The sequence below is a fragment of the Micromonospora haikouensis genome, assembly GCF_900091595.1.
Taxonomy (GTDB): domain Bacteria; phylum Actinomycetota; class Actinomycetes; order Mycobacteriales; family Micromonosporaceae; genus Micromonospora; species Micromonospora haikouensis.
The window spans coordinates 1-12154 of the sequence record NZ_FMCW01000011.1; the positions used below are offsets into that span (position 1 = coordinate 1).

General features: G+C 74.1%; 12 protein-coding genes. 6 read left to right on the plus strand and 6 right to left on the minus strand.

What is annotated here, in order from left to right:
• On the plus strand, positions 1 to 686 hold a 686-nt coding region (locus GA0070558_RS12670), incomplete at its 5' end, for an elongation factor 1-alpha C-terminal domain-related protein (protein ID WP_439709592.1).
• Between the two features lie 98 nt (positions 687 to 784).
• Here the strand turns inward: GA0070558_RS12670 and galK are convergent.
• Together galK and galE are read right to left on the minus strand one after the other, a co-directional pair.
• Positions 785 to 2023: a galactokinase gene (galK, locus tag GA0070558_RS12675; protein ID WP_176734201.1), complete on the minus strand. Its 1239-nt coding sequence runs from the start codon at positions 2021 to 2023 to the stop codon at positions 785 to 787.
• Positions 2020 to 3003, minus strand: a complete 984-nt coding sequence (gene galE, locus GA0070558_RS12680) for a UDP-glucose 4-epimerase GalE (RefSeq protein WP_091278952.1) — start codon at positions 3001 to 3003, stop codon at positions 2020 to 2022. The genes galK and galE overlap by 4 nt, the downstream gene beginning before the upstream one ends.
• Positions 3004 to 3195: 192 nt before the next feature.
• Between galE and GA0070558_RS12685 the strand changes: the two genes are divergently transcribed.
• The 5 genes from GA0070558_RS12685 (at position 3196) to GA0070558_RS12705 (ending at position 7382) form a co-directional block, all read left to right on the plus strand.
• Positions 3196 to 4221 (plus strand): hemolysin family protein, encoded by a 1026-nt coding sequence (locus GA0070558_RS12685; protein WP_091278956.1) that lies wholly within the window; start codon positions 3196 to 3198, stop codon positions 4219 to 4221.
• 32 nt (positions 4222 to 4253) lie between these two features.
• Positions 4254 to 5279: a tryptophan--tRNA ligase gene (gene trpS, locus GA0070558_RS12690; RefSeq protein ID WP_091278959.1), complete on the plus strand. Its 1026-nt coding sequence runs from the start codon at positions 4254 to 4256 to the stop codon at positions 5277 to 5279.
• Positions 5280 to 5301: 22 nt separating this feature from the next.
• Positions 5302 to 5892, plus strand: coding sequence for a 2'-5' RNA ligase family protein (locus GA0070558_RS12695; RefSeq protein WP_077936066.1), 591 nt, complete (start codon positions 5302 to 5304; stop codon positions 5890 to 5892).
• A gap of 48 nt (positions 5893 to 5940) precedes the next feature.
• Positions 5941 to 6876, plus strand: coding sequence for a YhjD/YihY/BrkB family envelope integrity protein (locus GA0070558_RS12700; RefSeq protein ID WP_091278963.1), 936 nt, complete (start codon positions 5941 to 5943; stop codon positions 6874 to 6876).
• A gap of 71 nt (positions 6877 to 6947) precedes the next feature.
• Complete coding sequence (locus GA0070558_RS12705) at positions 6948 to 7382, plus strand: hypothetical protein (protein ID WP_077936068.1); 435 nt, start codon at positions 6948 to 6950, stop codon at positions 7380 to 7382.
• A gap of 73 nt (positions 7383 to 7455) precedes the next feature.
• On the opposite strand, the gene GA0070558_RS12710 is transcribed toward GA0070558_RS12705, so the two are convergent.
• The 4 genes from GA0070558_RS12710 to GA0070558_RS12725 all read right to left on the minus strand — a co-directional run bounded on the left by GA0070558_RS12710 (position 7456) and on the right by GA0070558_RS12725 (position 12008).
• Positions 7456 to 7776: a DMT family transporter gene (locus GA0070558_RS12710; RefSeq protein ID WP_077936069.1), complete on the minus strand. Its 321-nt coding sequence runs from the start codon at positions 7774 to 7776 to the stop codon at positions 7456 to 7458.
• A 67-nt stretch (positions 7777 to 7843) separates the two neighbouring features.
• Positions 7844 to 8920, minus strand: a complete 1077-nt coding sequence (locus GA0070558_RS12715; protein ID WP_091278966.1) for an alkene reductase — start codon at positions 8918 to 8920, stop codon at positions 7844 to 7846.
• A 253-nt stretch (positions 8921 to 9173) separates the two neighbouring features.
• Entirely contained in the window at positions 9174 to 10811 is a 1638-nt protein-coding gene (locus GA0070558_RS12720; RefSeq protein WP_091278970.1) for a glycoside hydrolase family 13 protein, read from the minus strand.
• 135 nt (positions 10812 to 10946) lie between these two features.
• Positions 10947 to 12008 (minus strand): LacI family DNA-binding transcriptional regulator, encoded by a 1062-nt coding sequence (locus GA0070558_RS12725; protein ID WP_077936072.1) that lies wholly within the window; start codon positions 12006 to 12008, stop codon positions 10947 to 10949.
• Positions 12009 to 12154: the final 146 nt, after the last annotated feature.

Consider the following 12154-nt stretch of genomic DNA (forward strand, 5'->3'; position numbering starts at 1 on the left):
CGGAGAACATGCCGTGGTACGAGGGGCCGTCGTTGCTGCACCATCTGGAGCGGGTGCACATCGCCTCGGACCGGAACCTGCAGGACGTGCGGTTCCCGGTGCAGTACGTGATCCGGCCGCAGTCGACCACGGTGACGGACTACCGGGGGTATGCCGGTCAGGTCGCCTCGGGGGTGTTGAAGGCCGGTGACGAGGTGATGGTGCTGCCGTCGGGGTTCACCTCGCGCATCGCGGCAGTGGAGACCGCCGACGGGCCGGTCGAGGAGGCGTTCCCCCCGATGTCGGTCACCGTCCGCCTCGAAGACGAGATCGACATCTCCCGCGGAGACATGATCTGCCGCCCCCACAACGCCCCCACGGTCGCGCAGGACATCGAGGCGATGGTCTGCTGGATGGACGAGACCCGCCCCCTGACCGTCGGCGGCCGCTACGCCATCAAACACACCACCCGCTCCGCCCGGGCCATCGTGCGGGGCCTGCACTACCGCCTCGACATCAACTCCCTACACCGCGACGAAACCGCCACCGAGCTGAAGCTCAACGAGATCGGCCGGGTGCGGCTGCGCACGACGATTCCGCTGCTGGCGGACGAGTACCGCCGCAACCGCACCACCGGCGGTTTCGTGATCATCGACGAGGCCACCAACCGCACCGTCGGCGCGGGCATGATCGTCGAGGCCGCCTGAGCCTCTTCCCGGCCCCCGCCGGTGCCCGGCGGACGCCCGCCCGGCGTTGTTAACAGGGGCCCCTTGCTAGGCAGAATGCGTTAACAAGGGGCCCTTCCTTACAAGCGGTGGGCACCGGGGGCCGGGGTGGCCAGGTGGAAGCCGGGGGCGCGGAAGCCGCGCTCGGCGTACCGGGTCGTGACGGCGTCGGCCACCGCGTCGGCGCGGTCGGCGTCGACCAGGGCGAGGACGCAGCCGCCGAAGCCGCCGCCGGTCATCCGGACCCCGTACGCCCCGGCGGCGAGGGCCGCCTCGACCGCCGTGTCGACCTCCGGCACGGTGATCTCGAAGTCGTCGCGCATCGACGCGTGGGAGGCGGTCAGCAGCGGCCCGATGTCGCGTACCCGGCCGGCGCGCAGCAGCGCCACGGCGTCGAGCACCCGCTGGTCCTCGGTGACGACGTGCCGGACGCGGCGGCGGGTCTCGTCGTCGTCGAGCCGGGCGAGGGCGTCGTCGAGGTCGGCGGCGGCCACGTCGCGCAGGGCGGGCACCCCGAGCAGCCCGGCGGCCTTCTCGCAGGCGGCGCGGCGGGAGGCGTACTCGCCGTCGGCGTGCCGGTGCGGGGCCCGGCTGTCGATCACCAGCACGGCCAGCCCGGCGGCGGCCAGGTCGAACGGGATGTGCTCGACGGCCTCGGTGCGGCAGTCGAGGAAGAGGGCGTGGCCGGCGCGGCAGCGGATCGCCGCGGACTGGTCCATGATCCCGGTGGGCGCGCCGACGTAGGCGTTCTCGGCCCGCTGGGCGAGCCGGGGCCGCCCCTCGGCCGGCAGGTCCAGCCCGCCGAGGTCGACGAGGGCGGCCAGCACGGCGGCCTCCAGCGCGGCCGACGACGACAGCCCGGAGCCGAGCGGCACGTCGGAGGCGACGGCCAGCCGCGCCCCGGGCACCCGGTGGCCGGCCTCGCGCAGCGCCCACACCACCCCGGCGACGTACGCGGCCCAGCCGGCGACCCGGCCGGGGGCGGCCACCTCGTCGCCGCCGAACCCGACCTGGTCGCCGGTGAGTTCCGACCAGACCGTCCAGCGGTCGCCGTCGTCGGGGGCGGCGGCGACGACGGTACGCAGCGGCAGCGCGAACGGCAGCACGAAGCCGTCGTTGTAGTCGGTGTGCTCGCCGATCAGGTTGACCCGCCCGGGTGCCGCCCAGCGGCCGGCGGCGGGTGCGCCGTAGCGCTGGCGGAAGCCGGCGGCGGCCCGGTCGGCGACGTCCCCGGCCGGCGCGGGAGAGGCGACCTCCCCGGCCGGCGCGGGGGCGACGGCGTCGGCCGGCGGGGGCGAGGGGTGCGCGGGGTCGGTCACGGACGCTCCAGGATGTGCGTGCGGTAGAAGGCCCAGGCGTCGCCGACCATGTCGTGCAGGGTCGGCTTCTCGGGCGTCCAGCCCAGCTCCTCGCGGGCCAGGGCGGAGGAGGCGACCAGCTCGGCCGGGTCGCCCTCGCGGCGCGGGGCCACCTCGACCGGCAGCGGCCGGCCGGTGACCTCGCGGACCACGTCGACGACCTGCCGGTTGGTGAACCCGGCGCCGTTGCCCAGGTTGTAGACGCGGTGCCGGCCGGGCACGGCGGCGGTGAGCGCCAGCAGGTGGGCGCGGGCCAGGTCCTCGACGTGGATGTAGTCGCGCACGCAGGTGCCGTCGACGGTGGGGTAGTCGTCGCCGAAGAGCTGCAGCTTCTCCCGCCGGCCGGCGGCGACGTCGAGGGCGATCGGGATGAGGTGGGTCTCCGGGTCGTGCCGCTCGCCGATGGCGACGTCGCCGCGCAGGTACGCCCCGGCGACGTTGAAGTAGCGCAGGGACACGGCGGCCAGGTCGTGCCCGATCGCCTCGGAGGTGAGCGCCATGTCCACGGCCAGCTTGGTGGCCCCGTACGTGTTGGTGGGGGCCTTGACGGCGGTCTCCGGGATGGGCAGCTCGGTCGGGTTGCCGTAGACGGCGGCGGTGGAGGAGAAGACCATCCGGGGGACCCGGGCGGCCCGGACGGCGTCGATCAGGGCGAGCGAGCCGACGGTGTTGTTCTGCCAGTACAGCTCCGGGCGGATCATGGACTCGCCGGCGGCGATGAGGGCGGCGAAGTGCAGCACCCCGTCGAAGCCCGCCTCGGGGGTGAGCACCCGGGCCGCCTCGTGGATGGGCGCGTCGACCCAGGTGGCGTCCGGGGCGAGCGCCTCGCGGTGCCCGGTGCGCAGGTCGTCGAGGACGACCACCTCGTGGCCGGCGTCGAGCAGCATCCGGGTCACCACGCTGCCGATGTAGCCGGCGCCGCCGGTGACGAGCAGTTTCACGTCGGGGTCCTCCTGCCTGGCCGCGCCTCGCCGCGGCCGTCCGCGCTCACCCTACGGCGGCCGGCTGTGGCCGCGCTCCGCGTCGTTGCACCGCCATTCCATCACAATCTTTCACGACTGAACAGATACGCACACCGTCACTCCGGGTGGACGACCTGTGCCGAACCGTTGCGGGCCCTACGATGAGTTGTCATGCGGGAAGCGGGTGGTCCCGGGCTCCGCCGGCGACCGGTGGGGCGGCTCCGACGCGAACCGGGCCCCCTGGCCCGTGCCGTCGCCCGGCTGGTGGTGCGGGCCGCCGACGGCGCGACCCGGCTGGTCACCGACCTGCTCGGGGCCAGCCCCGCCGCCGGCCGGGAGCGGATCAGCGAGGCCGAGCTGCGCGACCTGGTCGCCGCCAGCACCGTCCTCGACGCCGACGAGCGGCGGATCATCGACGAGGTGCTGGCCGCCGGGGCGAGCCTGGTCCGCGAGGTGATGATGCCCCGCACCGAGGTCGTGTTCCTGTCGGTCGGGATGACCGTCGCCGAGGCGGAGCGGCTGGTCCGGGCCGAGACGCACCGCCGGTACCCGGTCGTCGACGGCACCCACGACGACGTGGTCGGCTTCGTGCACCTGCGCGACGTGCTGCTGCGCCCCGACCTCGACCCGGGCACCACCGTCGGCGAGCTGGCCCGGGAGGTCAAGCGGCTGCCCGGCAGCAAGCGGGTGCTGGCCGCGCTGACCGAGATGCGCCGCGAGGGCCACCACCTCGCGGTGGTGGTCGACGAGTACGGCGGCACCGCCGGCATCGTCACCTGCGAGGACCTGATCGAGGAGCTGGTCGGCGAGATCCACGACGAGCACGACGGCGACCCGGAGCCGGAGCCGACCGGCCTGCCCACCGTGGTCGACGGCCGGCTCAACCTCGCCGACTTCGCCGAGCGCACCGGCGTGCGGCTGGCCGCCGGCCCCTACGAGACGGCCAGCGGGTACGTGATGGCCGCGCTGGGCCGGCTGCCGGTGGTGGGGGACGAGGTGCCGGTGGCCCCGCCGGCGGCGGACGGCGGGGACCGGGACCCGGACGACCCGCCCGGCGGGTGGCTGCTGCGGGTGCTCGCGCTGGAGGGCCGGCGGGTGTCCCGGCTCGCGGTCTCCGTGGTGCGCCTGCCCGAGCCGCGACGCGAGGTCACCGGCCCGCTGGCGGCGGCGGAGAGCCGACCCGCCGGCCCGTCATGACGTACGCCGGGGGTTGCTGACAGAATGCCGGCATGTCCGACGTACCCGCCCGCCCCCGCGTGTTCTCCGGCATCCAGCCGACGGCCGACTCGTTCCACCTCGGCAACTACCTGGGCGCGGTGCGGCACTGGGTGGCGTTGCAGGACACCCACGACGCCTTCTACTGCGTGGTCGACCTGCACGCCATCACGGCCGGGCACGACCCCAAGGTGCTGCGGCAGCGCACCCGGGTGGCCGCCGCGCAGCTCTTCGCCGTCGGCCTGGACCCGGAGCGCAGCACGCTGTTCGTCCAGTCGCAGGTGCCCGAGCACCCGCAGCTGGCCTGGGTGCTGGGCTGCATCACCGGCTTCGGCGAGGCCAGCCGGATGACCCAGTTCAAGGACAAGTCGCAGAAGCAGGGCAGCGACCGCTCCAGCGTCGGCCTGTTCACGTACCCGATCCTCCAGGCCGCCGACATCCTGCTCTACCAGGCGCACGCCGTCCCGGTGGGCGAGGACCAGCGCCAGCACCTGGAGCTGTCCCGCGACCTGGCGCAGCGGTTCAACTCGCAGTTCGGCAAGACGTTCGTCGTGCCCGCGCCGCACATCGTCAAGGACACCGCGAAGATCACCGACCTGCAGGACCCGACGGCCAAGATGTCGAAGTCGTCGTCCTCGCCGAGCGGCATCATCGACCTGCTGGAGGACCCGGCCCGCTCGGCCAAGAAGATCCGCTCCGCGGTCACCGACACCGGCCGGGAGATCGTCTTCGACAGCGAGACCAAGCCGGGCGTGTCCAACCTGCTCACCATCTACTCCGCGCTGACCGGCCGCAGCATCGACGACCTGGTCGCCGCGTACGCGGGCCGGGGCTACGGCGACCTGAAGAAGGACCTGGGCGAGGTGGTCCGGGAGTTCGTCACGCCGATCCAGGAGCGCACCCGGGCCTACCTCGACGACCCGGCGCAGCTCGACAAGCTGCTCGCGGCCGGCGCGGAGAAGGCCCGCGCGGTCGCCTCGGCGACGCTGCACGAGACGTACGAGCGGGTCGGGTTCCTCCCGCCGGTCCGCCTCGGCTGACCGCCCGGCGCGACGGGTACGGGTGGAGACGGGCGGGTCGGTGGCCGGAGGGGTGGCGCGGAGCGTGGATCGCAGGGACGGGGCGCCGCAGGCCGGCGACACCATCCAGATCGGGATCGCGGTGGACATCCCGGAGCCGTGGGGCGGCATGCTCACCCGGCGGCGGGTCGAGGCCGGCGACCCCCTCGTGGTGCCCGCGCACGTGACGCTGCTCGGGCCCACCGAGATCCCGACGGCGGCGCTGCCGGCGGTCGAGCGGCACCTCGCCGGGGTGGCCGCCACGCACCTGCCGTTCACCCTGCACCTGCGGGGCACCGGCACGTTCCGCCCGGTGACGCAGGTGGTGTTCGTGGCGGTGGCCGCCGGGATCAGCGAGTGCGAGCTGCTCGCCGCCGCCATCAACTCGGCCCCCGAGCTGCACCGGGAGACCCGCTTCCCCTACCACCCGCACGTCACGGTGGCGCAGGACGTCGCGCCGGAGGCGCTGGACCGGGCGTACGAGGACCTGGCCGACTTCTCGGCGATGTTCGAGGTCGACTCGTTCACGCTCTTCTCGCACAGCGGTCAGACCCGGTGGCAGCCGCGCCGGGACTTCCTGCTCGGCGTGTCCTGAGCCGGCGACGCTCTCCCGTGCGGGCGGCGGATCGGCGAGGATGACGGCGTGGAGGTCTTCGGGCGGATCGAGGCCGGCATCGACCGGCGGGTGAGCGCGGCGCGCCGCCGGTCGCGGACCTTCGACCATCTGTGGCGGGCCGGCAACCTCTACGCGGAGGTGCTCGGCGGGCGGCTGGCGGCGGCGATCGCCTACTACGGCTTCTTCGCGGTCTTCGCGCTGGCCCTGGTGGCGTACTCGATCTTCGGGGCGATCCTGGAGGACAACGACGAGGTCAGCGACGCGGCGGCCGGCTTCCTCAAGGAGAACCTGCCCTTCCTCGACCCGGCGCAGATCGCGCAGAGCAGCAACACCGTCGGGGTGGTGGGCCTGGTCATCCTGGTCTTCACCGGGATCGGTTGGGTGGAGGCGATCCGCTCGTCGCAGCGGCTGATGTACGGGCTCAACCAGCAGCCCGGCAACCTGGTGGTGCGCCGGCTGGTCGACCTGGGCGTGCTGGTGGGGGTGTTCGTCCTGCTCGGCCTGTCGGTGGCCGCCGTGGATGCGTTGGAGTCGCTGCTGCGCTTCCTGCTGCGCAGCACCGGCTCGGTGGGGCTGACCGTGATCAGCGCCGTGCTCAGCGTGCTGGTCAACGCGGTGCTGGCCGCCGCCCTCCTGGTGGCGGTGCCCCGGCTGCGGATGAGCCGCCGCCGGCTGCGTCCGGTGGTGTTCGCCGTGGCGGTGGGCATCACCCTGCTGAACACGGTCGGGCGGTTCTACGTGGTGCGCACCGAGCGGAACCCGGCGTACACGGTGGTGGCGGGCGCGGTCGGCCTGCTGCTCTACCTCTACCTGCTCAACCAGCTCGTGCTGTTCGGCGCGGCGCTGGCCGCGACCAGCCCGTACGGCCGGGTGGTGGACCTGGCCGAGGGGGCGGCGCCGGCCGACCTCGACGCCGAGGCCGACGCCGACGCCGGCCCGGGCACGCCCGGCGGGGCGGGGTGACCCGCGCAACCGATCGGTCAATTCGGGTAAATGCCTCACACGTGAATGTGAGGACCGGCCATGATGAGCGCGTGGGCGCACTCGTGACGTTGGACCTGCCGGACGACTCGCCGATGCTCGGCCTGCCGTGGATCATCACGTTCGGCCCGCTCGACGACGCCGACGAGTGGGAGCCGGTGGTCTGCGGCCCCTACGAGCGCCCGCACGCGCTGGCCCTCGCCGAGTCGGTGGTGGCCGAGGAGCAGCTCATGGCCGTGGTGGAGCCCCTGGTGCCCGCCCTGTCGCCCGACGAGATCCGTGGCGAGATCGCCGCCGCCCGCATCGCCGCCTCCGACGAGGCGGCCCGGATCGAGGCGTCCGACCTCTACGGCGACTTCGACGACGTCATCGACGAGGAGCTGGAGGCGGCCGGGGAGCCGGCCGGGCCCCGCCCCGCGCCCGCCGAGGCCGAGCTGCGGGCCGGCTTCGCCCGCATCGCCAAGCTGCTCACCGAGAAGGGGAGCTGACCGTCGGCCCCGCCGTGCCGGCCCGCCCGCCGAGCCGCTGACCGTCGGCCCGCCGGATCCGCCCGCCCGCCGCTCAGTGCGTCCCGCCCAGGTTGAGCACGACCACCCCGGCGATGACGAGCGCCACGCCGACGACCTTCGTCACGCTGAGCGGCTCGCCGAGGAAGGCCGCCCCGACCGCGACGATCGCCGCCGTGCCCAGCCCGGACCACATCGCGTACGCGACGCCGACCGGGATCTCCCGCACCGCGAGCGAGAGCAGCCCGAACGCCGCCAGGTACGCCACCGCCAGCCCGAGCGTCGGCCACAGCCGGGTGAACCCGTGCGTCGCCTTGAGCAGGCTCGTCCCGACCACCTCGGACGCGATCGCGAGCACCAGGAACAGATACGCCATGCGGCGATTCTGCCCGCGCCGGTCGCGGGCGCGTCCCCGTTGGCCGGGGACGCGCCCGGGTTCCGGGTCAGCCCTGGTCGGGCAGCGCCGGGTAGTCGGTGTAGCCCTCGTGCCCGCCGCCGTACGCGGTCGTGTAGTCGGGGCTGTTGAACGGACCGCCCTCGGCCAGCCGCCGGGGCAGGTCGGGGTTGGCGAGGAACAGCGCGCCGTACGAGACCAGGTCGGCGTCGCCGCGCTCGACCAGCTTCAGCGCCTCCGGCCCGGTCCAGGCCCCCGGGGTGTACGGGTTGAGCAGCAGCGCCCCGGCCCACCGCTCGCGCAGCACGGGCGTGAACTCGGTGTCCGCCCCCTCGGCCACGTGCAGGTACGCCAGCCCGAGGGGGTTCAGCGCGTCGACCAGGGCCAGGTACGTCTCGCGGTGGTCGTCCTCGGCGATGTCGTTGTACGGGTTGGCCGGCGAGATCCGCAGCCCGACCCGGTCGGCGCCGATCGCCTCCGCCACGGCGGTGGCCACCTCGACGACGAGCCGGATGCGGCCGGTCGGGTCGCCGCCGTACCCGTCGTCGCGCCGGTTGGCGTTGGTGGAGAGGAACTGGTGAAGCAGGTAACCGTTCGCCCCGTGCAGCTCCACCCCGTCGAAGCCCGCGTCGACGGCGTTGCGGGCCGCCGCGACAAAGTCCGCGACGGTGGCCCGGACGCCCTCGGCGTCCAGCGGCTGCGGGGTCGGGAACTCCTGCGGGCCGGTGGGGGTGACGATCGTCCCGGCCGCCGGCACGGCGGACGCGCCGACCGGGGCCGAGCCGTGGGCGGTGTTGTCCGGGTGGGCGATCCGCCCGACGTGCATGAGCTGCGCGAAGATCACGCCGCCCCGCTCGTGCACCGCGTCGGTCACCCGCCGCCAGCCGGCGACCTGGTCGGCGGTGTGCAGGCCGGGGGTGTTCAGGTAGCCCTGGCCGACCGCCGAGGGCTGCACGCCTTCGGTGACGATCAGCCCGGCGCCGGCGCGCTGGGCGTAGTAGGTGGCCATCAGCTCCGTGGGGACGGCCCCTGGCCCGTCCGCCCGGCTGCGCGTCATGGGTGCCATGACCACCCGGTTGCGGAGGGTGTGGCGGCCGACGGTGAGGGCGTCGAATGCGGTGTCCATTGTCCCGGCTCCTGTCCCTGCGATTGGCGCTTCTGGATGCAGGAAGTCGCCCGGGGCCCTGAAACTTCCCGGGTGGACGGTGATCGGGGACACCCCGCGTGCCGTCCCGGACGGACGTCGGCGCCCCGTGGAGCGGAACTCCACGGGGCGCCGGCGCCACCTTCACCCCCCACCACAAGGGGTCGGCTGCCCGGCCGCCCGTCGGCGCGGAGCACGACGGACGACCAGGGGTCCACTGCGGGCTGTACCCGGCTCAGCGCCGTTCGAACCACGCGGCGGCGTCGACCGGCAGGACGTGCCCGGTGCCCTGCCCGGTCAGCTCCGCGCTGGCCACGACCGGCTGGCCGTACCCGTCGATCTGCACCGGCGCGTCGCTGAGGTTGACCACGCAGGTCAGCTCCGCGCCGCCGCCGGTGCGGCGGAACGCCAGCACGCCGGGGCCGGTCGTCTCCAGCCAGGTCACGCCGTCGGCGTCGCGGGCGAGCGCCGGGTGGGCGCGCCGGGCCCGCAGCGCCGCGCGGTAGAGCTCCAGGGTCGAGCCGGGCGTGCCGGCCTGGGCGGCGACCGAGAGGGCGGCCCAGGTGGCGGGGACCGGCAGCCAGCTCAGCTCGCTGCCGGCCGGCCCGAAGCCGTACGGGGCCAGCTCGCCGTTCCACGGGATCGGCACCCGGCAGCCGTCCCGGCTCTCGCCGGTGCGCAGGAACGACGGGTCCTGGCGCAGCTCGTCGGGCAGGTCGAGCACCTCCGGCAGGCCCAGCTCCTCGCCCTGGTAGAGGTAGGCGCAGCCGGGCAGGGCCAGCATCAGCAGGCTGGCGGCGCGGGCCCGGCGGAGGCCGACCTCGCCGTCGCCGTAGCGGGTGACGTGCCGCTGCTTGTCGTGGTTGGACAGCACCCAGGTGGTCGGCGCGCCGACGATGGTCGCCTCGGCCAGCGCGGTGTCGATCACCTTGCGGAACGAGTCGGCCGACCAGGTGGCGTCGAGGAAGTCGAAGCTGAACGCCTGGTGCAGCTCGTCGGGCCCGATGTAGCGGGCGAGCCGCTGCGGCGTCTCGGCCCACGCCTCGGCCACGGCCATCCGGCCGCCGGGGTAGCTGTCCAGGATCGGCCGCCAGGCCCGGTAGATCTCGTGCACCTCGTCCTGGTCGAAGTACGGCAGCCGGCCCTTGCCGAGCAGCTCGGACTGGCGTCGGCCGCCGGTCATCGAGTTGAAGCCGACGTCGGGCAGCCCTTCGGCCTTGATCATGCCGTGGGCCACGTCGATGCGGAACCCGTCGACGCCCCGGTCGAGCCAGAAGCGCAGCACGCCTTCGAACTCGGCGCGGACCTCGGGGTGCCGCCAGTTGAGGTCGGGCTGGGCCGGGTCGAACAGGTGCAGGTACCACTGGCCGTCGGGCACCCGGGTCCAGGCCGGCCCGCCGAAGATGCTCTCCCAGTCGTTGGGCGGCAGCTCGCCGTGCTCGCCCCGGCCCTCGGCGAACAGGTAGCGGGCCCGCTCCGGGGAGCCGGGGGCGGCGGCGAGCGCGGCGACGAACCACGGGTGCGCGCTGGAGGTGTGGTTGGGCACGATGTCGACGATGATCCGCAGGCCGAGCGCGTGCGCGTCGGTGATCATGGCGTCGAAGTCGGCGAGGGTGCCGAACATCGGGTCGACGTCGCGGTAGTCGGCCACGTCGTAGCCGCCGTCGACCATCGGCGAGGTGTAGAAGGGGGTCAGCCAGAGCGCGTCGACCCCGAGGTCGCGCAGGTACGGCAGCCGCTCGCGGATGCCCTGGAGGTCGCCGACGCCGTCGCCGTTGGAGTCGGCGAAGCTGCGGACGTAGACCTGGTAGACGACCGCGGAGCGCCACCAGTCGTCGTCGGAGGTCAGCGGCGTGGGGGTGCTGGCGGTCATGGGTGGCGATCCCCGTTCTGTGGCGCGGGACGGCGTGGGGTGCGTGGCACGGCGGTGTGCCACCGGGTGGTCAGAGCAGAATGCCGCCCCACGGCTGCAAGAGTCAAGCAGGGCTTGCGCAAGAAATGACGGCGGTCAGCCGGCGCTCCTGGCGAGAGCGGCGGCGGGCTGCCGGGCGGCCGGCTGCCGGACGACCGCCGTGGAGCCGCGCACCACCAGCTCGGGCCGGAACAGATACTCCGAGTGCGGGGCGGCGTGCCCGTTGATCTCGTCGACCAGGGCCCGGACGGCGGCCACCGCCATGGCGGCCACCGGCTGGCGCATCGTCGTCAGCGGCGGGTCGGTGAAGGCCATCAGCGGCGAGTCGTCGTACCCCACCACGGACAGGTCGCCGGGGACGGACAGGCCGCGCTGGCGGGCGGCCCGGATCGCGCCGAGGGCCATCAGGTCGGAGCCGCACACCACGCCGGTCACCCCGCGCTCCAGCAGCCGCCCCGCGGCGGCCTCGCCGCCCTCCACGCCGAACAGGGTCAGCTCGGCCAGGTCGGCCAGCTCGGCCTCGGGCAGGCCCGCCAGGCGCCCCATGGCGGCCCGCCAGCCGGCCACCCGGCGCTGCACGGGGACGAACCGGTCCGGGCCGGTGATCAGCCCGATCCGCCGGTGCCCGAGGGCGATCAGGTGGGCGACGGCCAGCTCGGTCGCCTCCCGGTCGTCGCAGGAGACGAAGGGCGCGGCGATTCCGGGGACGTACCCGTTGATCATGACGACGGGCAGCGGCCGGGCGATCAGCGCGCGGTACCGGTCGTGGTTGGCGGCGGTGTCGGCGTGCAGCCCGGAGACGAAGACGATCCCGGAGACCTGGCGGTCGAGCAGCATCTCGACGTACTCGTCCTCGGTGACGCCGCCCGGGGTCTGGGTGCACAGCACCGGGGTGAAGCCGCTCTGCGCCAGGGTCGACTCGATCACCTGGGCGAACGCGGGGAAGATCGGGTTGTCCAGCTCCGGCACCACCAGGCCGACGAGGCCGGCGCTGCGCTTGCGCAGCCGGGCCGGGCGCTCGTAGCCGAGGACGTCGAGGGCGGTCAGGACGGCCTGCCGGGTCTCCGGGGCCACGCCGGGGCGGTCGTTGAGCACCCGCGACACCGTGGCCTCGCTGACTTCGGCCTGTTGGGCGATGTCGGACAGTCGAGCGCGCATGGCGGCACTTTAGCTCACGGGCAAGTTCTTGCGTACCTTTCTGCAAGCCCTTCCATCATCCGCAACATCTTGCTAACGTCCCGGCAACACGCGAGAGCAGCGGCGCAGCATCCCCGCGCCGGTTGGAAAGAACTTACAGAGGTTCC

What these genes read in the sequence shown, in the direction of transcription:
- GA0070558_RS12685 (WP_091278956.1), top strand. Translation starts at nt 3,196, where the DNA reads ATGCGGGAAGCGGGTGGTCCCGGGCTCCGCCGGCGACCGGTGGGGCGG.
- GA0070558_RS12710 (WP_077936069.1), bottom strand. Translation starts at nt 7,776, where the DNA reads ATGGCGTATCTGTTCCTGGTGCTCGCGATCGCGTCCGAGGTGGTCGGG.
- GA0070558_RS12725 (WP_077936072.1), bottom strand. Translation starts at nt 12,008, where the DNA reads ATGCGCGCTCGACTGTCCGACATCGCCCAACAGGCCGAAGTCAGCGAG.
- trpS (WP_091278959.1), top strand. Translation starts at nt 4,254, where the DNA reads ATGTCCGACGTACCCGCCCGCCCCCGCGTGTTCTCCGGCATCCAGCCG.
- GA0070558_RS12715 (WP_091278966.1), bottom strand. Translation starts at nt 8,920, where the DNA reads ATGGACACCGCATTCGACGCCCTCACCGTCGGCCGCCACACCCTCCGC.
- GA0070558_RS12720 (WP_091278970.1), bottom strand. Translation starts at nt 10,811, where the DNA reads ATGACCGCCAGCACCCCCACGCCGCTGACCTCCGACGACGACTGGTGG.